21 protein-coding genes are annotated in these 19,427 nt (G+C 71.3%); 14 read left to right on the top strand and 7 right to left on the bottom strand.

The features are described from left to right. The first annotated feature begins 30 nt into the window (after window positions 1-30). Window positions 31-567, top strand: a complete 537-nt coding sequence (locus HUO13_RS01895; protein WP_211899791.1) for a DinB family protein — start codon at window positions 31-33, stop codon at window positions 565-567. Window positions 568-757: 190 nt separating this feature from the next. Continuing rightward, window positions 758-1,150, top strand: coding sequence for a PPOX class F420-dependent oxidoreductase (locus tag HUO13_RS01890; RefSeq protein WP_211899790.1), 393 nt, complete (start codon window positions 758-760; stop codon window positions 1,148-1,150). Between the two features lie 45 nt (window positions 1,151-1,195). Here HUO13_RS01890 and HUO13_RS01885 read toward each other — a convergent pair whose 3' ends face one another. Next, window positions 1,196-1,705, bottom strand: a complete 510-nt coding sequence (locus HUO13_RS01885) for a pyridoxamine 5'-phosphate oxidase family protein (RefSeq protein WP_211899789.1) — start codon at window positions 1,703-1,705, stop codon at window positions 1,196-1,198. 69 nt (window positions 1,706-1,774) lie between these two features. Between HUO13_RS01885 and HUO13_RS01880 the strand changes: the two genes are divergently transcribed. Next, window positions 1,775-2,278, top strand: coding sequence for an SRPBCC family protein (locus HUO13_RS01880; RefSeq protein WP_211899788.1), 504 nt, complete (start codon window positions 1,775-1,777; stop codon window positions 2,276-2,278). 44 nt (window positions 2,279-2,322) lie between these two features. Next, window positions 2,323-2,742, top strand: a complete 420-nt coding sequence (locus HUO13_RS01875) for a YybH family protein (protein ID WP_211899787.1) — start codon at window positions 2,323-2,325, stop codon at window positions 2,740-2,742. Between the two features lie 95 nt (window positions 2,743-2,837). Here HUO13_RS01875 and HUO13_RS01870 read toward each other — a convergent pair whose 3' ends face one another. Both HUO13_RS01870 and HUO13_RS01865 read right to left on the bottom strand, forming a co-directional pair. Further along, window positions 2,838-4,622, bottom strand: coding sequence for a hypothetical protein (locus HUO13_RS01870; RefSeq protein ID WP_211899786.1), 1,785 nt, complete (start codon window positions 4,620-4,622; stop codon window positions 2,838-2,840). Beyond that, the gene (locus tag HUO13_RS01865; protein WP_211899785.1) at window positions 4,619-6,283 is read right to left on the bottom strand and encodes a hypothetical protein; all 1,665 of its coding nucleotides are present in this window, start codon (window positions 6,281-6,283) and stop codon (window positions 4,619-4,621) included. The genes HUO13_RS01870 and HUO13_RS01865 overlap by 4 nt, the downstream gene beginning before the upstream one ends. A 138-nt stretch (window positions 6,284-6,421) precedes the next feature. Here HUO13_RS01865 and HUO13_RS01860 point away from each other — a divergent pair, with 138 nt between their 5' ends. The 7 genes from HUO13_RS01860 (at window position 6,422) to HUO13_RS01830 (ending at window position 12,364) form a co-directional block, all read left to right on the top strand. Next, window positions 6,422-7,348, top strand: a complete 927-nt coding sequence (locus tag HUO13_RS01860) for a MurR/RpiR family transcriptional regulator (RefSeq protein WP_211899784.1) — start codon at window positions 6,422-6,424, stop codon at window positions 7,346-7,348. Then, window positions 7,345-8,262 (top strand): N-acetylmuramic acid 6-phosphate etherase, encoded by a 918-nt coding sequence (gene murQ, locus HUO13_RS01855; protein WP_211899783.1) that lies wholly within the window; start codon window positions 7,345-7,347, stop codon window positions 8,260-8,262. Before HUO13_RS01860 ends, murQ begins: the two co-directional genes overlap by 4 nt. A gap of 43 nt (window positions 8,263-8,305) precedes the next feature. After that, complete coding sequence (locus HUO13_RS01850; protein ID WP_211899782.1) at window positions 8,306-9,151, top strand: alpha/beta fold hydrolase; 846 nt, start codon at window positions 8,306-8,308, stop codon at window positions 9,149-9,151. 237 nt (window positions 9,152-9,388) lie between these two features. Continuing rightward, the gene (locus HUO13_RS01845; RefSeq protein WP_211899781.1) at window positions 9,389-10,177 is read left to right on the top strand and encodes an ESX secretion-associated protein EspG; all 789 of its coding nucleotides are present in this window, start codon (window positions 9,389-9,391) and stop codon (window positions 10,175-10,177) included. Between the two features lie 145 nt (window positions 10,178-10,322). Further along, window positions 10,323-10,649, top strand: coding sequence for a hypothetical protein (locus HUO13_RS01840; protein ID WP_211899780.1), 327 nt, complete (start codon window positions 10,323-10,325; stop codon window positions 10,647-10,649). A 6-nt stretch (window positions 10,650-10,655) separates the two neighbouring features. Further along, complete coding sequence (locus HUO13_RS01835) at window positions 10,656-12,008, top strand: hypothetical protein (protein ID WP_211899779.1); 1,353 nt, start codon at window positions 10,656-10,658, stop codon at window positions 12,006-12,008. Between the two features lie 32 nt (window positions 12,009-12,040). After that, a complete protein-coding gene (locus HUO13_RS01830) occupies window positions 12,041-12,364 on the top strand; it encodes a hypothetical protein (RefSeq protein ID WP_211899778.1) in 324 nt (107 codons plus the stop codon). A gap of 20 nt (window positions 12,365-12,384) precedes the next feature. Here the strand turns inward: HUO13_RS01830 and HUO13_RS01825 are convergent, their stop codons facing one another. The 4 genes from HUO13_RS01825 to HUO13_RS01810 all read right to left on the bottom strand — a co-directional run bounded on the left by HUO13_RS01825 (window position 12,385) and on the right by HUO13_RS01810 (window position 15,381). Beyond that, the gene (locus HUO13_RS01825) at window positions 12,385-12,918 is read right to left on the bottom strand and encodes a cysteine dioxygenase family protein (protein ID WP_211899777.1); all 534 of its coding nucleotides are present in this window, start codon (window positions 12,916-12,918) and stop codon (window positions 12,385-12,387) included. An 87-nt stretch (window positions 12,919-13,005) separates the two neighbouring features. Next, the gene (locus HUO13_RS01820; protein WP_211899776.1) at window positions 13,006-13,914 is read right to left on the bottom strand and encodes a LysR family transcriptional regulator; all 909 of its coding nucleotides are present in this window, start codon (window positions 13,912-13,914) and stop codon (window positions 13,006-13,008) included. Between the two features lie 58 nt (window positions 13,915-13,972). Further along, on the bottom strand, window positions 13,973-14,458 hold the full coding sequence (locus HUO13_RS01815) for a GNAT family N-acetyltransferase (RefSeq protein WP_211899775.1): 486 nt from the start codon (window positions 14,456-14,458) through the stop codon (window positions 13,973-13,975). 47 nt (window positions 14,459-14,505) lie between these two features. After that, entirely contained in the window at window positions 14,506-15,381 is an 876-nt protein-coding gene (locus HUO13_RS01810) for a LysR substrate-binding domain-containing protein (protein ID WP_211899774.1), read from the bottom strand. A 155-nt stretch (window positions 15,382-15,536) separates the two neighbouring features. Here HUO13_RS01810 and HUO13_RS01805 point away from each other — a divergent pair, with 155 nt between their 5' ends. Genes HUO13_RS01805 through HUO13_RS01795 form a run of 3 tightly spaced genes read left to right on the top strand, consistent with a single transcriptional unit; the run spans window position 15,537 to window position 19,410 of the window. Next, a complete protein-coding gene (locus tag HUO13_RS01805) occupies window positions 15,537-16,862 on the top strand; it encodes an MFS transporter (RefSeq protein WP_249124390.1) in 1,326 nt (441 codons plus the stop codon). Between the two features lie 39 nt (window positions 16,863-16,901). Further along, window positions 16,902-17,831 (top strand): 5-dehydro-4-deoxyglucarate dehydratase, encoded by a 930-nt coding sequence (kdgD, locus tag HUO13_RS01800; RefSeq protein WP_211899773.1) that lies wholly within the window; start codon window positions 16,902-16,904, stop codon window positions 17,829-17,831. 1 nt (window position 17,832) lies between these two features. Beyond that, a complete protein-coding gene (locus tag HUO13_RS01795) occupies window positions 17,833-19,410 on the top strand; it encodes an aldehyde dehydrogenase (NADP(+)) (RefSeq protein ID WP_211899772.1) in 1,578 nt (525 codons plus the stop codon). The last annotated feature ends 17 nt before the right edge of the window (window positions 19,411-19,427 follow it).

Raw genomic sequence — 19,427 nt, 5'->3', positions numbered from 1 at the left:
CGGCACCACCACGACCGAAAGAGGTTTCCGATGCCGACCCTGGTCCGCGCCGCGGCCGACGACCGCGACGCGTTGGTCGTTTTCCTGGAAGAACAACGCGCGTCGCTGCGCCGTGCCGTGCACGGCCTCGACGACGAGCAGGCCGCCGCTCGTCCGGTGCCGAGCAGCGACCTGTGCCTGGGCGGCCTGGTCAAGCACGTCGCCAACGCCGAGCGCAACTGGGTGGACATCGTCGCCGGCCGCCCGTCCCCCGCGCGGGACTGGAGCACCGAGTTCGGCATGGCCCCGGAGGAGACGCTGGCCGACCTGCTGACCAGGTACCGGAAGATCTCCGACGAGACCGCGGCCGTGTTCGCCGGCATCTCCGACCTGGACCGTGCGCTGGACATCGGCCCGCTCAGCGCCCTGATCCCCGACGGCACCGAGCGGACGCCGCGATGGGTGCTCTCGCACCTGATCCAGGAGACCGCGCGGCACGCCGGGCACGCCGACATCCTGCGCGAAGCGCTGGACGGCTCCACGGCGGCGGACCTGGTGGAGGCCACCGGCACGCCGTTCTTCACCTGACCCCGCGCAGGCCGGGCACCTGAACTGCAGCGGGCTGTGCAGCGCGTCGCCCAGCACGACCGTGTCGTCGGGCACGGGTGCGATTGGCGAGTCGGTCAAGCATCCAGGGACCCTCGACTCCATCCTGCGCAAAGCGCTGCGAGCCCGTTGAATCGGTGACGACGTGCCGCACCGACGGAGAGGAAGCAACATGGCGGTGATTCCGCGAGACCGCGAGGACATCCTCAACAAGCGGGCGTTCGCCCACGTGGCCACGATCGGACCGAGCGGCGAACCGCAGTCCAGTCCGGTGTGGGTCGGCTGGGACGGCACCCACATCAAGTTCAGCCAGACCAGGACGCGGCAGAAGTACCGCAACCTGCAGCGGGACGCCAGGATCTCGATGTCCTTGCACGACCCCGACCAGCCCTACCGCTACCTGGAGGTGCGCGGCGAGGTCGTCCGGGTCGAGGACGACCCGGACAACGCGTTCATCAACAGCATGGCCAAGAAGTACCTCGACGAGGACACCTACCCCTGGGCCCAGCCCGGCGAGGAGCGCATCGTCCTCTACGTCGAGCCGCGGCACTGCACCAAGCAGTGAGGTGACGCGCCGCCCCGGCCGCGGGTCCGGGGCGGCGGTGACCTGTCAGAAGGTCCAGCGGGTCTGGCTGTACTCGCCCTTGCGGAACCCGAACGCCGTCGCCGGCGCCACCTCGAACACCAGCGCCTCGCCGCCGGCCGTGTGCTGAAAAGCGCCGTCGCGCACGTCGAAGTGCCATTCGGCGCCGTACTTCGACTCGTACGCGTCGGCGAGACGGCACAGCCGGGCGTCGTCGACGACCCGCACCGCGTCGCCTTCGACCACCACGTCGAGCCCCTCCCACAGGGAGTTGCGCCCCGTCGTGAGCACGCAGTGGGCGTTGCGCTCCAGGTTGCGCGCCTTGCGCTCCTCCGGACCGGTGCAGAAGTGCAGCGCGGCCTCCAGCCACACCGCCAGCAGCGGCGTGACGTGCGGACGGCCGTCGGGCCGCACCGTCGACAACCAGTACAGCTCCGCGTCCTCCAGGATCTCCCGTGCCCGCGCCCAACTCGTCGGCGTCGCCCCCTCGGCGCTGTAGCGGGCGTCGAGCAGGGTCGTGGGTTCCTCTACCGCCATCGCTGCCTCCCTGGCATGCTTGTTAAAAGCAAGCTTGCTCTTCTTAATTGCAACCAACAAGGGGGAGCAGTGGATCCCGCACCCTTCCGCACCGACGTGAGCCTGCACCGCAACGGCACCGGTCACCCGACGCTGCGCTTCGAACGCCGCTACCGCCACTCGAAGGAGCAGGTGTGGCGGGCGCTCACCGAGGAAGCCGAGCTCGCCGCCTGGTTCCCCTGCGCCGCGCGCATCGAGGCGACGCCGGGCGGCACCGCGACGTTCACGTTCCCGGGCGCCCCACCCCAGACCGGCGAGGTGCTGGTGGCGGAGCCGCCGCGCGCGCTGGTGTTCACCTGGCACGGCGAAACGCTGCGGTGGCGGCTGGCCGACGTGCCGGGCGGATGCCTGCTGCGGCTGGACATCGAGAACCAGGACCCCGCCCACGCCGCCCAGTCGGCCGCCGGATACGACCTGTGCCTCGGCCAGCTCGCCACGCTCCTCGCCGCGGGGTCGGTCCGGCGCGTCGAGATGCCCCCGCCGCAGGAGGTCGTCCAGCACTACGCGGAGGCGTTCTCAGCGCCCGATGCCTGATTCGTCTGCGCCGCAACGGTTTCGGTCGATAAGCTGACGGAGTCATGACGACTGATCATGACGACCGCACCGTCCCTTCGCGCACCGTCCCTTCACGCACCGGCGATCCCGCCCAGCACGCGGCGGCTTACGTCGCGGCTTTCAACAGCGGCGACCGCGAGGCGCTCGACCAGGTCTACGAAGACGCGGCCGTGCTCGTCCCGGTGCCTGGCCATCCCGTGACCGGCGCGCAACGGGCCGCCGCCGGCGCACACCTGCTCGGACTCGGGCTCCCCATCCAGGCCACGACCCGGCACGTCTACGTGGCCGGCGACGTCGCGCTGCTCATCGTCGACTGGTCGATCCGCGGCACCGCGGCGGACGGCACCGAGGTCGACATGGCGGGCACCGCAACCGACGTCGCCCGCAGGGGCGCGGACGGCCGGTGGCGCTACGTCATCGACAACCCGCACGGGACCGCGTAGCGGTCACCCGTCCGGCGGGGGGCCTCCCGCGCTCCGGCGCAGGAGGCCCTCGGGCCACGCTGACCAGGCCACAGCGTGCGGACAACCTGCTCGGGCTAGTTGCTCTCGGGGCTGGGGAGGTGGGGGCCGAGGTAGCCGATGTGGATGTCGCCGGTCGGGCCGCGGGTGTCGTCGAAGTAGTGCAGCCGCGGGGCGACCCCACCGCCCCGGTCGATCTTGACGTGGGCGCCGAAGAACTCCCAGCCCGAGCGGTGCACCTCCGGCGGCACCGCGAAGGTGCGGGCGTTGCGGAAGCGCGGCGTGTTGGCCACCATCTCGCTCTCGCCCGAGGCCACCAGGCTCGGGCTGATTCCGCGCGAGCCGCCGAACTCCCGCACGTAGTAGGAGAACCCGCGCAGCCAGGCTTCGCCTCCGTCGCCCGCGCGGCGGCGCAGGGCGTAGGCGGAGAGCAGTTCGAGCACGTCCCAGGTACGGCGCCGCCACAGCGCCGACCGCAGGTGGCCGTCCAGCTCGACCGCCACCGCGGTCTGCGGCCCGAACCGCAGCCCGGCGAGCTCCCGCTCCGCCGCCGCCAGCAGCTCGCCGAAGCCGGTGAAGCTCGGCGCGCTCCGCGCCGCCTGCGCTCCACCGCCGCCTGCCGGCTCCGCCGGCTCGGCGCCGCGCGCCGCCCCGCCTCCGGCGGCGGGCCGCGCCCTGGACCGCTGCGCGACGACTTCGTCGTCGACGCGGTCCAGCTCCTCGGCGTAGAGCTCCGCTTCGAGTTCGGCCTCGCGCGCTTCGCGCCACCCCGCCGCGACCGAACCCGCCCGCAGCGCGGCCTCCGCGCTGTCGCGCTCCTGCCGCAGCCGCAGCGCGAGTTCGGCCAGCCGCCGTCTCGACCGCCGGGCGAGGGCGGCCTGGGCGGTCAGGGCGTCCAGGGTGCCGCGGCGGTGGGCCACCGACTCGGCGGCGCTGTCGGCCTCGTCCCGGGCGGCCCTGGCCTCCTCGGTGACGGCGTCGAGGCGCCTGCGCAGGACGCGCTTGCCGCTGTCGTCGGGGGCCGGGAGCCAGCGGACGCTGCCGCCGCGCGTGGCGGGCACGATCCGCACGTCGTTCATGGGGTCGTCCAGCAGCGCCGACCACTCCCGCGCGGTGGCCCGGATCTTGCCGCCACCGCGCCACGAGCTCACCCGGATCACGGTGTCGGCGATGCGCCGCCACGCGCCTGGGCGGTCGAGCCGGGACACCTCGACGGTGATGTCCTCCTCGTGGCCGACCCACCACGGCGGCACGTAGAGGCGGACAGCGCGGTGCGGGATGCGCCGGTCGGCGGGCAGCAGGTCGTTGACGCGCTCGCGGACCGCGTCGTCCACCGGCAGCAGCCCGCACATGCCCTTGGTCGCGTTGCGGAACCGCCGCATCTCCTGGCTCGGCCGGGTGCCCGGTTCGCCGTGGTAGACCAGCACGGGCGAGTCGCGCATGTCGCGGCTGAAGGTGTGTTCGAGGAACCCGACCTCCCGCAGGCCGAACAGCGGGTTCTGCTCGGTGAGCGAGTAGGCCGAGCTCGGGTCCTTCAGGCCGTGGTCGAGCAGGCCCATGCGTTCGACCGGGTTGCGCTGGTCGCGGATCGACCACGGTCGCCTGGCTTCGGCGTGGACCCAGAAGGTGACCTCGCCGTCGTCGGTGGCGCTCTCGCGCACGCCGAGCATCGCCCGCACGGCCGACGAGCCGTGGCCCCACGACATCCGCCAGCGGCGGCCGGAGCCCTCGCGGCCGCCGTCGATGAGCCTGAGCGCACCGGACTCGTGCAGCGCGACGAGCGTCCGCTCGTGTTCGAGCAGCGACGGCGAGGCGTGGCCCGCGGCGCAGAAGGACGTCGGCGGGAGCGGTTCGGGAGTCACAGAGCGGGCCCCACGTATCCGACGTGCACGACGTCGCCGTCCACGCGGTAGTGCAGCACGTGGTGTCCACTGTGGTCGAGCAGGACGTGGTGGGCGAAGGGCCGCCAGTCGCCGTCGGCGGTCCGGAAGGTCAGCGCGGCGCTGGGGTCGGCCGTGCTGCCCAGCAGCAGCGGGGACACACCCGCATCGCGCAGGTGCCGCGCGACGTCGCCCTCGGCGGAGCCGAGCAGGCGCAGCACCCGGCGGCACCGACGGCGGCGCACGTCGTCGAGGCGCTCGATCTCGTCCTCGACACCGTGTGCGAGCAGCACGGTCGAGGCAGGCCGCGCGGGAGAGACCGGGCGGGCAGTGTGCTCGTCGAGGTCACCCCGGACAACGTCCCCGATGTCGTGACCAGGGCTTTCCGCGTAGTCGTCAAGAGCCGCGGCCGGGGCATCGGCCGGGCGGCGCAGGTCCGCGAGCGTTTCCTCGCGCCGGTGCAGTTCCGCCGACCGGGCTCGTACGAGGCGCTGCGCGGCCTTCGTGCGGCGCAGGGCGGCACCGAGCGACGTCCGGTCGAGTTCCGCTCGCGCCGCCTCGCGCTCCGCGCGCAGCCGCAGCACACCGCGCGCCAGAGTCGTGCGCGACCGCGTTAGCGCGCGTAGCTCTTCCCGATGGCGTTCGATGCCGCTCTCCAGTTCGGCGAGATCGCTTTCGCGGCGAGTCCGCGCGCTGCGCAGCTCCGCGACGCTGTCGCCGACGCCCTGGATGCGCTGGCGCAGCTGCGCCTTGTCGCCCCCATCCCGGCCCGCGTACCAACGCGCGCCGCCGCTGCCGGAGGGGTCGGCCACCCGTTCGTCGTTCCACGCGCCGTCGAACAACGCGCGCCACCACTCGTCGTCCACGGGCATCGGCCCCTCCGGGCGCCAGCGGGCCGCGCGCAACGCCGCGTCGGCAAGCTCCCGCCACGCCGCGTCGCCGTCGAGCTCGCCTGCGGACACGCAGATGTCCGGCTGGTGCGGCTCCCACCAGCTCGGGAGGACCAGACGGGCGCCGCGTTCGGGAATCCGGCGTTCCGCGGGCAGTTCGGCCGCGAGCCTGCCGGCGGCGTCGTCGTCCAGGCCGACCATTCCGACCGCGCCGAGCGTCGCGCCGCGGAAGGTGCGCGCCCGATGCGCGTCTGCCGCGCGGCCGTGGCGGAACAGCACCGGCATCCGGGTGACGCGGTCGCGGATGACCGCCAGCGGCTGCTGCAGCGCGTCGTCCCCGCTGAACAGCGAAGATCCGGTGGCGGCCAGCGCGTTCGCGGGGTCGACGAGCACCTGCTGCCCGAGTCCGGGGCGGATCAACGGCGACGGCGCGTCCCATCCCCAGCCGAGTTCGCAGTGCGCGCCGAACCAGACCTTCGCCGCGTCGTCGTGGCCGGGGATGTCGATGGTGGCGAGCACGGCGTGGACCGTCGCACCGTTGCGCGACCAGCTCATCCGCCAGCGCCGCAGCGGCGGCCCGGCGTCGCCAAGCTCACCGCGGTCGTGCAGGCGCAGCGCACCCGCTTCGTGCTGCTGGAGCAGGAACTCCTCGTGCTCCAGCACCTGCTTCGGGGACCAGCCCGCGGCGCAGAACAACTCCGGCGGCACCGGTGCGGGCTCGCGCTCGGTGCTCGCCTCCCCCGTCGGACTCATCATTTCGAGCGTAGCCGCAGAAGTGTGCAACCCTGGTATGGCTGCGCTCCGTCTTTGACGAGGGTTGAGACGCAGCCGTTACCATCGCCCGATGGAAGCGCATTGACCTGCACATATACCGGTTAGTAAGTTTCCCACATGGTCACCGACGACACCCTTCCCGAATCCGGCGAAGCCAGCCCGCTGATCCGGATCCGCTCGCTGCTCCCGGGCCTGGCCCGCGCCGAGCAGCGAGTGGCCAACATCGTGCTGGCCGACCCGGCGTCGGTCGCCCGCCGCAGCATCACCGAGGTGGCCGAGGCCGCGGGCACGAGCGAGACCACGGTCACCCGCTTCTGCAAGGCGATCGGGGTGGGCGGCTACCCCGACCTGCGCATCGCGCTGGCCGCCGACACCGCCCGCACCTCCAGCCGGGACCGCGACCTCGGCAGCGACATCGGGCCGGAGGACGACGTCCGCAAGATCATCGAGAAGGTGTCCTACGCCGACGCCAAGGCCGTCGAGGAGACCGCCGACCAGCTCGACGCCGAGACGCTGCGCAGCCTCGTCGACGCCGTCGCCCGGGCGCGGCGCATCGACGTCTACGGCGTGGGCGCCAGCGCGTTCGTCGCGCTCGACCTCCAGCAGAAGCTGCACCGCATCGGGCTGACCTGCTTCGCGTGGTCGGACACCCACAACGCGCTCACCTCGGCGGCCGTGCTGCGCGAGGGCGACGTAGCGATCGGGATCTCGCACACCGGTGCGACCACCGAGACCGTCGAGGCGCTGCAGGAAGCGGGCAAGCGCGGGGCCACCACCGCCGCGCTGACCAACTTCGCCCGCTCGCCCATCACCGAGGTGGCCGACCACGTGCTGACCACCGCCGTGCGGGAGACGACCTACCGCTCCGGCGCGATGGCCAGCCGGATCGGACAGCTCACCGTGATCGACTGCCTGTTCATCGGGGTCGCCCAGCGCCACCTCGACCAGACCAGGGCAGCGCTGGAAGCCACCTACGAAGCGGTCGGCGCACATCGCCTCGGCGCCCGCCCTGACCGTCGCCGGCAGAAGGAGGATGGTCGATGAGGGACACCGAGCACGCGGTGCGAGTCGAATCCCCGACCGAGCGGTCCAACCCCAGGACCAAGGACATCGACCTGCTGCCCACGCTCGACATCCTGCACCTGCTGAACTCCGAGGACCGCACGGTCCCGGCGGCCGTGGGCCGGGCGCTGCCGGAGCTGGCGCGCGCGGTCGACATGGCCGTCAGCGCGCTGCGCGGCGGCGGGCGCGTGCACTACGTCGGCGCGGGCACCTCCGGGCGGCTGGCGGTCCTCGACGCAGCCGAGCTCATCCCCACGTTCAACGTGCCGCCGAACTGGTTCGTCGCGCACCAGGCGGGCGGCACGGGCGCTTTCCAGCGGGCCGTCGAGAACGCCGAGGACAACGCCGACGCGGGCGCCGCGACGATCGAGGCCGAGGCCACCGGCGCCGACTTCGTGCTCGGCCTGGCGGCCTCGGGCCGCACCCCGTTCGTCATGGGCGCGCTCGACGCGGCGCGGCGGATGGGCGCGGGCACCGGCCTGGTCTCGGCCAACCCCGAGTCCGCCGCGAACTCCCCGGCCGAGGTGGTGATCGCCGTCGACACCGGCCCGGAGCCGATCACCGGCTCGACCAGGATGAAGGCGGGAACCGCGCAGAAGCTGGTGCTCACGTCGTTCTCGACGTCGGTGATGATCCGGCTCGGCCGCACCTACTCCAACCTGATGGTGAGCATGCTCGCCACGAACGCGAAGCTGCGCGGGCGCACGATCACCATCCTGCGGGAGGCAACCAACGCCCCGGAAGCCGACTGCGAGGCGGCGCTGACCGCCGCCGACGGCGACCTCAAGACGGCGCTGGTGCACCTGCTGACCGACGTCGACGTCGAGCGGGCCTCGGCGGCGCTCGCGGTCTCCGACGGTCACGTGCGCGAGGCGATCAGGTCGCTCAACGCGTGAAAAACCCGGCTCGCGGGCCGGTCCGGCGGTGGATGATGTCCCGGTGAGTCACACCTTCGTGCTTGTGCACGGTTCCAACTGCAACTCGTTCAGCTGGGCCCCGATGCAGCGGGAGCTGGCGCTGCTCGGACATCGCAGCCTCGCCGTCGACCTGCCCGGCCACGGCTTCGCGGCGGGCTGGCACCCGTCCTACCAGGCACCGCAGGATCCGGCCGCGCTGGCGAGCGCGGCGTCGGGACAGGCAGGCCGGACGGTGGCCGAGTGCGTCGAGCACGTCGTCGAGGTCGTGCGCCGGGCGGCGGCGCACGGGCCGGTGACGCTGGTCGGGCACAGCCGCGGCGGACTGACGCTCACCGGTGTCGGCAACGCCGTCCCGGAGCTCCTCGACCGGCTGGTCTACGTCTCGGCCTGGTGCTGCGTGGACAGCACGGTGGCGGGGTACGTGGCGTCGCCGGAGAACGCCGACAGCGTGCTCGGCGAAGCCGCGGGCGTGATGGTCGGCGACATCGCCGCGCTCGGCGCCATCCGGATGAACTGGCGCACCGCGGACGCGGGGCTCCTGGCGACGCTGAAGACGGCGATGCTCGCCGAGGGCACCGACGAGGAGTTCCTGGCGTTCCTCAACACCATGGAACCCGATGAATCACTCGACGCGGGCGGCACCGGCGTCCAGGCCGACGCCGCGACCTGGGGCCGGGTCCCGCGCAGCTACATCAGGCTCACGCGGGACCGGTCGCTCCCCGTCGCGCTCCAGGACCGCTTCATCGCCGAAGCCGACGCGCTGACCCCCGCCAACCCGTTCGACGTGCACTCGGTCGAGGGCAGCCACGTCGGTTTCCTCGTGCACCCGCGGGAGGTGGCGGGCATCCTCGCCAAGCTCGCGGCGTAGTCGTGGGACCGGGTCTCGCTCGGCGGGACCCCGGAACCCTGCCTGTGGGCCTTCCGGGTGATTTGCGTGAAGGATTCACAAAAGCGCTCCCGCGCGGCGCGGGCACGCTTGTAACCTCGCCGGGCGGTGATCAACAGGGGGTCGATCACCGCTGGTCGCGGCGGCCGGAACGGCCACTGTGGACATCGGTTCGCCGTCGCGCCGACAGGGGGTTTTCGTTCACACCTGGGGGGAAGTGTGTCCGAGCGATGGCGCCTGCCACCGCTGTGGTTCGAACTGTGCTGGGAGATCGGCGGATTCGGCGACTGCCCGGTCCCGATCGGCGGCCGGACCGGCGAGTGGACGCCGCAGGAGCGGGTGGTGCTCCGGCAGCGCGCGCTGACCGGGATGCGGGCCGCCGGTCTGCTCTCGGGGGAGGCGCTGGCGCCCGCCCTGGCGCAGGCACTCACGCAGATCGCCAGGCCGTGCCTGTGGATCGACGGCGCGTGGATGGCCGTGGCGGGCCGCCCACCCGCCAGGCTGCTGTCGGTCGCCGCGGGAAGCGGATCGGTCCTGATGGTGAGCGGCGGGGCCGATGCGGAGGAGGTCGACATCTCCGTGCATCCGCGCACCTCGATCTCGGCTGCCGCGACAATGGGCATCCCGCCGGTGCCACCCGGGCTGCGGGAGTTCGTGTCCGTCCCGGCGAGCGCTTTCGGGCCGTGGGAGGAGGAGGCCGAGGGCGCGGGCGGGGTGGGCGGCGGGCCAGGCGACGGCGGTCTCGGCTCGGAGCCGACGTTGGCGGAGATGATCGACGCGCCGCACTTCCGCGACGGCCAGTTCACCGCCAACCTGCGCGCCCGGAGCGGCCGAAAGCACCGCTCGCAACCGCTGAACTGGTTCGACGCCTTCCAGCCCGACGGCCGCTACCGCCTGCGGCACGGACCCGGCGGCCGCAACGAGCTCGGGCTAACACCGCTGAGCCCCGCCGACATCACCCACGCCCTCGACCGCCGCATCGCCGCCGTCGTCCGGGTGGGGGGTTAGGCCCCCATGCCAGCGGCTGGATTGGCCTGGTTCCAACGGAGCTTCCACGAGGACCTGTTTCGCCGCCCGTTCGCCGCCGAGCAAGTGCTGCTTCACGTGGATCGCGCGTAAATCCCACCACCCCGAAGAGGAAGGACATTGACTTATGACCGGATTCAGCGTGGATCCTGAGTCGATCAACGGAAACAGTCATGTGCTGGTAGAAATTGCAGGACTGCTGGATGCAGGCCGCCTCGACCCCGACGCGGGAACCGAGGCAAGGGCTCCGCGGGCACATCGCGAAGTCGGCGACATGGTAATAGAATTCGGCCGGTTCGCCGACGATCAATACCGGGATCTTACTGCCCTTCTCGGCGCGCTTGCCACTCGCCTGCAGGCAGTTGGCGAGGAACACGTCAGTATCGATTCGTCGATTTCGGACGACTTGGCCAATTTCCTCCAAAACTCCTTCCTGCCCCCGAACGACAGGTGAACCGAAATGACCTACCACAAGGACATCCAGTTTATCGAAGACGGCCAACCTGAGCTCATCGAGGCAAATGCTCATGAATTCGGAAGAATTGCCGACCTGCTCGACTCCGTTCAACCCACCTACTCCAGAGTCAAGGAGGAAACCAAGTGGCAGGGGGCCGGCCGAGACCAGTACGATGCCAGGCTCGATGAAGCAAAACGATTGGGTGAATCTCTCGCAATCGGCTTCAACGAAGCAGCAAATGCGCTCAACGAGTACTGGTCCGAGCTGAAGAGGGCCGCAGAACTCGTCAAGGAGGGGAAAACCACCGAGGAGAAACTGGACGAACTGGTCAGCTCCGTCGCAAGCGCCTACACAGAGGAAGCGAAGGCCGCAGAACCCCTTCGAAAGCGGGAGGATCTCCGAGAAACAACCGGACTCATGGACTGGCTGGCTGAACTGTTCGTTGACGCAGAATCGATCCGAGCAGACGCCGAACGGTACTACACCGAAACCAGAAAGAAGTTCGACGACGCCAAGAACGCAGAAGAAAACGCCCGACGCTCCTGCACAGCAGGTCTACGTTCGGCGCTCGAGGAGATGCCCGACATGCGCGCCGACTCCGCGGCAGCAGCCGAAATAATCAGGGGCGTCGATGGAATCGCCAGAGAGCGCAACGAGGCGTCAGACGACCCGAATGCCAGACTTCCAGGGTCCGGAGAAAAGATGGAAAGCCAACCAGGCGATGCAATGGGCGCACTCGAATCCATCCGACAGGAAGCAGCAGCACTTCCGGGCGGCAATGTGACCATCTCGCCCATCGGAAGCACGTCCGACAGCTACAGAAACGAGTGGATACAGGACAACAGGGAAGTGATCAAGGCCGCAGCCGAACGCGCGGGGCTGCCAGTTGACGTGGTTGCGGGTATGGCCTGGCAGGAGGTCGCCGGAGATCCGTACTGGATCGACCGGGAAGCTTTCGGGTACCGAAACGCAGAAGAGAAGGACAACCCGCAACTGGACCCCAACGACGACGGGCGCTCCAATTCGACCTCCATGGGTCCGATCTCAATCCAGGTCCGCCGGGCGGCGGAAACCCTCGGGTTCAACCCGGATACAATGAGCGATACCGAAAGAATGGCTGTCGTCGAGTCACTGCAGGATCCGAAACAAAATGTGTTCATCGCAGCCCAGCACATAGCAGACCTGAAAGCACAGACCGAATTCGCAGACGTCCCCGCCGATCAGATGAGCCAGGAACAAATGCAGGAGCTCGCAGCACGTTACAACGGCGGACCGTACTGGAGGAGCGAAGACGCACAGGGGTACGGTCGGGCTTTCACGGCGCGACTCCCGCAGGCACGGGAAGCAATGGGTTGATCACACCCGTCATCACATTGGAGTAGTTGGCGATGAGCAACACCGATCAAGACAGAGCTGTCTCTTCAGGTTCCTGGACCGGGGTGGCAACTTCGATAGTCACGAATCTTATACCGCTTCCTTTCCTGTACTTCGCCTACGCGTTGCCACCTGATGGCCCCTGGGACCACGATGCGATCGACGTCGATCGCATGGCTTCATGGGCGGCCATCTGGGCGTCGTTGATCATCGCGGTGCCGCAGGTCGTACTGGTGATGGTCCGCCAGCTTCGATGGCCCTGGCTGCTGGTACCGCTCCTGCTCCTCGTGCTCGCGGCCGGGCGCTACGCCTGGGTGCGGGCGGCATTCGGACACTGAGGGGTTAGGCCCCCGAGGTGTCAGGCCCCGGCCACCGCCGCCCGGACGGGCAGGTCGTAGGTGCGGCGGACGCTGGTGCCGAGGGTGCCGATGTCGGCGCCGTAGACGTGCAGGGAGATGGCCTTGGTGGCGCAGGCATTGCGCACCAGGTGGATGTCGCCGGGCGGGGCGAAGCCGCAGACGTCGCCCGCGGGGTTGGTCACCTGCTGGGTCGGCACCAGCGAGCTGCCCTCGTGCACGGCGAAGCGCTGCTCGTGCTCGACGCCCTCGTAGACGCCGGTGACGCACCAGGCGACGTGGTCGTGCACAGGGGTGCGCTGGCCGGGCAGCCAGACCAGCGCGACGACGGAGAACGAGCCGTCGGGTTCGACGTGCAGGACGTGCTGCGTGTAGCTGCCGGGATCGCCGGTGCGCTGGTCCTCGCGCAGGAGGTCCGGCACCGCCAGGAACGGCCGCAGTGCCTCGGCGACCAGTTCCGCCGTCCGCTCCGCGGACTCCTCGCGCCGGACGACGTCGCGGATGGCTTGCACCAGGTGGGTCTGCTGCGGGCTCATGGCCACTACCGTGCCCAGCACCGTCACGGGGGTCGACCACCGGAATGTTGGCCACCCCCAACGCCCCGGTTATGGCTCACGCCCCGGTCACGGCTCGCGGCGCATCTGCTCGCCCACACGGCGGAAGGTGTCCAGCATGAGCGCCGTCGCCGGGATGCGGCGGTGGTCGCGCAGCATGTAGGCCGAGATGCTGCGGTGGTGCACGCGCCGCACCCGCCGCCCGACGATCCGCGGGTGCTTCAGGAACGACAGCACGAGCCGCGGCATCAGCGCGATCCCGGTCCCCGCCGCGACCAGGCTCTGCACCGCCAGGTTGTCGTCGGTGGTGAAGGCGATGTCGGGTTCGAAACCCGCCGCCGCGCACGCCCGCACGAAGTGGTCGCGGCAGCGCGGGCATCCCGCGATCCAGCGCTCCCCGCGCAGCTCGGCCAGGTCCAGCGACCGGCGCCGCGACAGCCGGTGCCCAGTGGGCAGCACCGCGACCACCGGGTCCTCCAGCACCTCGATGCCGATGACGTCGTCGCAGGGCCGTTCGTCGAAACCCGGGTAGGTGAAGGCCAGCGCGATGTCGCACTCGCCGCGCCGCAGGGTCTCCAGCGAACCCGGCGGCTCGTCCTCGACCAGCCGGATCCGCAGCCCGGGGTGCGCGCGGGTGGCCGACGCGGTCGCGGCGGGCACGATCGTCGCGCTGGCGCTGGGGAACGCGCAGATCCGGATCGTCCCGGCACGCAGGTCGGCGATGGCCGAGATCTGGTTCTGCGCCGCCGCCAGGTCGGCCATCACGGACTCGGCGTGGCGCGCCAGGACCTCGCCCGCCTCGGTCAGCCGCATCGCGCGGCCGACGCGGACGAACAGCGGCGTGCCGACACCGCGCTCCAGCGCCCGCATCTGCCTGCTCACCGCGGGCTGGCTGTAGCCGAGACTGCGGGCCGCGCCGGAGTAGGAACCGGTCGCCACGACCTCGTGGAACATCCTGATGTAGCGCGGATCGACCATCCCGGAAATCTCCCACAGAAACGCGTTCACACGTCCCTGTGAAGATTCCCAGCGGTCGCTACACCAGGGTGAGCAGAAGGTGCGGGCGGGACCACGTGATGCTGCCGCGCGGCGGCACCTCGCCCACGCGGCGGGCGCCACGGGCACGGTAGAACTCCTCCGCCGGCGGGTGCGAGACGATGTGGACCGCGCGGAGCCCGCGCCGGGCCGCCTGCGCGCGCATGTCGTCGAACAGCAGCCTGCCCAGGCCGCGCCCCTGCTGGCCGTCGCCGACGAAGAGGTAGTCGAGCTCGCCCTCACCGGGCTCTCCGCGACCGGGCGTGAGCATCGCGTAGAAGCCGCGCACCGCGCCGTCGCCGCCCCTGGCCACCCGCACCAGGTTGGCCTCGAGGTAGCCGGTCGTGATCGTGTCACCGGCGACCATCGCCTGGTACTCGCCCGCGTAGGCGGCGCTGGAGCGCACCAGGGCGGTGAGCTGGTCGGCGTCGTCGTGGCGGGCGTCGTCCACGACGACCGGTGCTTCCTCGCTAGGCAGTTCGGTCATGCCCGACAGTCAACCTCACCGGTCCGCCGCCACGCGTGGGAGCGCGGTCAGAGCAGGGCGAGCAGGGCGTGCAAAGCCGGGTTGTCGTTGGCCCGCCGCCACATCAGGTGCAGCTCGACTGGTTCCGGGTCGGGCAGGTCGACCTCCCGGAACTCCACGCCCTCCACCCGCAGGCGTGCGGCGGTCGAGGGCACCAGCGCGATCCCCAGCCCGACCTGCACCAGGGCGAGGACCGTGTGGACCTGGCTGACGTGCTGGACGTAGTGCGGGCGCACCCCGGCCGCGCGGAAGACGCTGATGAGCAGGTCGTAGAAGTAGGTCGCGTCGGTCGGCGAGTAGGTCACCACGTCCGCGCCGTCGAGCCGGGCGAGCTCCAGCGGTCCATCGCCGCGGGCCAGCGGGTGCTCCTGCGGCACGGCGGCCAGCAGGGGCTCGGAACGGATCCGCCGCGACTGGAGTCCCGGTCCCGCGGCCGTCGGCCGGGCCAGCCCGAGGTCCAGGGCTCCCGAGGACAGCTGCTCCACCTGGTCGCGGGTGACCAGTTCCCGCAGCACGACGTCGACGTGCGGCAGCCGGTCGCGGGCCGTGCCGAGCAGGCCGCCGAGCACACCGTAGGCCGAGGTGGCGGTGAAGCCGATCCGCACGATGCCCGCCTGGCCGCTGTTGGTGCGCCGCACCGAGAGGGTCGCGTTCTCGGCCTCGTGCAACAGCCGCCGGGCGTCGGCCAGGAACGCCCGCCCGGCCGGGGTGAGGCGGACCGCGCGGCCCGCGCGGTCGAACAGCCGCACCTTGAGCTCCTTCTCCAGTTGCTGGATCTGGCGGCTCAGCGGCGGCTGGGTCATCCGGAGGCGCTGCGCGGCGCGGCCGAAGTGCAGTTCCTCGGCCACCGCGACGAATCCGGCGAGCTGGTTCAGCGTGAACATCGATGCCGTTCGGGTATCAGTGCATGCCTTATCGGAGTTGGACGCGCATTGAAGACCAACCCTAGTGTCGTTCGCAACCGGCGCCAGTGACCAGCACCACGTGGCCGCGATCCGGCCACCTCGCCCCGGCCCTCACAGCTTCGAAAGAGTGACCGATGACGTTCACCTCCGAGAGACCGGACGCGCTGGCGGGCGCGATCGGCAAGATCTTCCGGCGGGTCGTCCCGCTGTTCGTCGTCATGCTGGTCTGCAACCAGCTCAACCGCTCCAACATCGGCTACGCCGAGACCTACCTGGAGGCCGACGTCGGCATCGGCGCCACGGCCTACGGCTTCGGCGCCGGCCTGTTCTTCGTCGCCTACGCGCTGTTCGAGCTGCCCAGCAACGTGATGATGGAGAAGTTCGGCGCCCGCGTCTGGCTCACCAGGATCATGGTGAGCTGGGGGCTGGTGTCGGCCGCGATGGCCTTCGTCAACAGCCCCGAGATGTTCTACGTGCTGCGCTTCCTGCTCGGCGCCGCCGAAGCCGGGTTCTTCCCGGCGGTGATCTTCTACTTCACCCGCTGGCTGCCCGACTCCCACCGCGGCCGGGCGACCGCGCTGTTCGTCGCCGGTTCGTCCATCGCCGCGGCGATCTCCGGGCCGCTGTCGGGACCGCTGCTGTCGATGCACGGGTTCCTCGGCGTGCGGGGCTGGCAGTGGCTGTTCGGCCTGGAAGGCGCGCTCTCGGTGGTGGTGGGCGTCGTCGCCTACTTCTTCCTGGACTCCAGGATCCGCGACGCGAAGTGGCTGACCGACGACGAGAAGACCGCGCTGATCTCGCGGATCGACGAGGAGGACGCCTCCAAGACCACCGAGGCCCCGGGCGGGTCGCGCTGGCGGCTGCTGCTCGACGGCAAGCTGCTGCTGTTCTGCTGGATCTACTTCGCCATCCAGCTCTCCATCTACGCCAACACCTTCTGGCTGCCCTCGATCGTGCGCCGCATCGAGGGCACCGACGACATCACCGTGGGCCTGCTGTCGTCGCTGCCGTGGATCTGCGCGGTGGTCGCGATGTATGTGTCCGGGCGAGCCGGGGACCGCGCGGGCGACCGCCGTCCGCTGCTGGTGATCGCGCTCGTCACCGCCGCCGTGGGGACGTGGCTGGCCGCGGTCGCCTCGCCGTTGCCCGCGCTGGCCTTCCTGTGCGTGGCCGCGATGGGCTTCAAGAGCGCCAGCCCGCTGTTCTGGTCGATCCCGCAGCGCAGCCTGAGCCCGCTGGTCGTCGCCCCGGCCATCGCCGTGATCAACTCGCTGGGGAACCTGGGCGGGTTCGTCGCCCCGTTCGGGTTCGGCTTCATCAAGGAGCAGACCGGCGAGGTCACCTACGGCCTGTACGCCCTGGCGCTGGCCTCCCTGCTGGCCGCCGCCTCGGTGCTGCTGATCCGGCAGCGGCGGGCCGGCACCCCTGTCGTCGGCGAAACCGCCGATCAAGCGCGATGACCCCCGAACAAGCGCGATGAACGAGGAGAAACCACTCTGATGTCCAGCTATCCGCCCCACGAGGTCGCCCAGCGGCTGGCGTCCGGGTTGCTGTCCTTCCCGGCCACCCACTTCCGGGACGACCTGACCTTCGACGAACCCGCCTACCGCGAGCACATCGGGTGGCTCGGCCAGTTCGGCGCGACCGGGCTGTTCGCGGCCGGGGGCACCGGCGAGTTCTTCTCGCTCACCCCGGCCGAGGTCGAGTCCGTCGTGTCCGCCGCCGTGCGGGAGGTGCCCGACGGGCTCCCGGTGATCGCGCCCGCCGGGTACGGCACCGCGATGGCCGTCGAGCTGGCGCGGGCCGCCGAGCGCGCCGGAGCGCACGGCATCCTGCTGCTGCCGCCGTACCTGACCGAAGCCGACCAGGAGGGGCTGGCCGCGCACGTCCGCGCGGTGTGCGCGGCGACCGGGCTCGGCGTGATCCTCTACAGCCGCGCCAACGCGGTCTACACCGAGACCACCGTCGCGCGGCTGGCCGAGGACTGCCCGAACCTCGTCGGGTTCAAGGACGGCGTGGGCGACATCGAGCGGATGACGCGGCTGTACGCGAAGCTGGGCGACCGGCTCACCTACGTCGGCGGCCTGCCCACCGCGGAGACCTTCGCCCTGCCCTACCTGGAGCTGGGCGTGACCACCTACTCCTCGGCGATGTTCAACTTCGTCCCGCAGTTCGCGCTCGACTTCTACGCCGCGGTACGCCGCCGCGACCACGCCGAGGTCCACCGGCGGCTGAACGACTTCGTGCTGCCCTACTGCGACATCCGCAACCGGCGCGCCGGGTACGCGGTGAGCATCGTCAAGGCCGGGCTGAAGGTCGTGGGCCGCCCCGCCGGGCCGGTCCGCAGCCCGCTGGTCGACCTTGACGAGGCCGAGATCGCCATGCTCGCCGACATCGTCAAGTCGATGCCGACCACCGGGGAGGTCTGAGATGCCCACCAGGAACATGCTGATCGCGGGTACGCCGGTCTTCGGCGGCGGCAAGCGGGTGCGTGCCGTGGACCCGAGCACCGGCGCGGAGCTGGAGCCGGAGTTCGGGCACGGCGGCGCAGCGGAGGTCGAACGGGCCTGCGCGGCGGCGCACGAGGCGTTCGCCGTCTACCGCGAGACCAGCGGCGAGCAGCGGGCGCGGCTGCTGGAGGCCATCGCCGACGGGATCGAGGCGATCGGCTCCGCGCTGGTCGACCGGGCGCACGCCGAGACCGGGCTGCCGACGGCCCGGCTGACCGGCGAGCGGGCGCGCACGACCGGGCAGTTGCGGCTGTTCGCCGAGGTCGCGCGGGAAGGAAGCTGGGCGGGCGCGCGCATCGACCCGGCGCGGCCGGACCGCACTCCCCTGCCACGCGCCGACATCCGGCAGCGCAAGATCGCGCTCGGACCGGTCGCGGTGTTCGGGGCGAGCAACTTCCCGCTGGCGTTCTCGGTCGCCGGCGGGGACACCGCCTCCGCCCTGGCCGCCGGATGCCCGGTGGTGGTCAAGGCGCACGACGCGCATCCGGGCACGTCGGAGCTGGTCGGCCGGGCCGTCGCCGAGGCCGTCGCCGCCTGCGGTCTTCCCGCCGGGACCTTCTCGCTGCTCTTCGGCTCCGGACCCGAGCTGGGCACGGCACTGGTGACCGACCCCCACGTCCAGGCGGTCGGCTTCACCGGCTCGCGCTCCGGCGGGCTCGCGCTGGCCGCCGCCGCGGCGGCCAGGCCGCGGCCGATCCCGGTGTACGCGGAGATGAGCAGCGTCAACCCGGTGTTCGTGCTCCCGGGGGCGCTGGCCGAACGCGCGGGGCAGCTCGGCTCGGACTTCGCCGGCTCGCTGACGCTGGGCTCGGGGCAGTTCTGCACCAACCCGGGCCTGGTCATCGCCGTCGACTCTCCCGATCTCGACGCCTTCGTGGAATCCGCCGCCGAAGCCGTGGCGCAGACCGAACCGACGACGATGCTCACGCCGGACATCGCGAGCGCCTATGACGAGGGCGTGTCCGCGCTGGCGGCGCAGGACCCGGTGTCCGTGCTGGCCCGCGGTCGCGAGTCCGCCAAGCCCAACGCTTGCCGCGCGGCCCTGCTGTCGACCAGCGCCGAGAGCTTCCTCGGCAGCGGTGCTCTCCAGCAGGAGGTCTTCGGCTCGTGCTCGCTGGTGGTCCGGTGCGCCGGCGCCGCGCAGGTGCTCGCCGTGGCCGAAGCGCTGGAGGGCCAGCTCACGGCCACCGTGCACGCGACCGCGCAGGACCACGAGCAGGCCGCCGACCTGCTGCCCGTCCTGGAGCAGCGCGCGGGACGCATCCTGTTCAACGGCTGGCCGACCGGCGTCGAGGTCGGCCACGCGATGGTCCACGGCGGCCCCTTTCCGTCCACTTCGGACTCCCGGACCACGTCGGTGGGCACGCTGGCCATCGAGCGGTTCCTGCGCCCGGTCGCCTACCAGGACGTTCCCGCGGCGCTGCTGCCGCGCGCGGTCGCCGACGGCAACCCGGACGGCATCTGGCGCCGCGTCGACGGCGAGCTCGGCAAGCACTGACCCCACCCGGAGGAACG

Source organism: Saccharopolyspora erythraea, assembly GCF_018141105.1.
Lineage (GTDB): Bacteria > Actinomycetota > Actinomycetes > Mycobacteriales > Pseudonocardiaceae > Saccharopolyspora_D > Saccharopolyspora_D erythraea_A.
The sequence above is the reverse complement of the archived record's forward strand: the minus strand, read 5'-3'. Positions and strand labels throughout refer to the sequence as shown.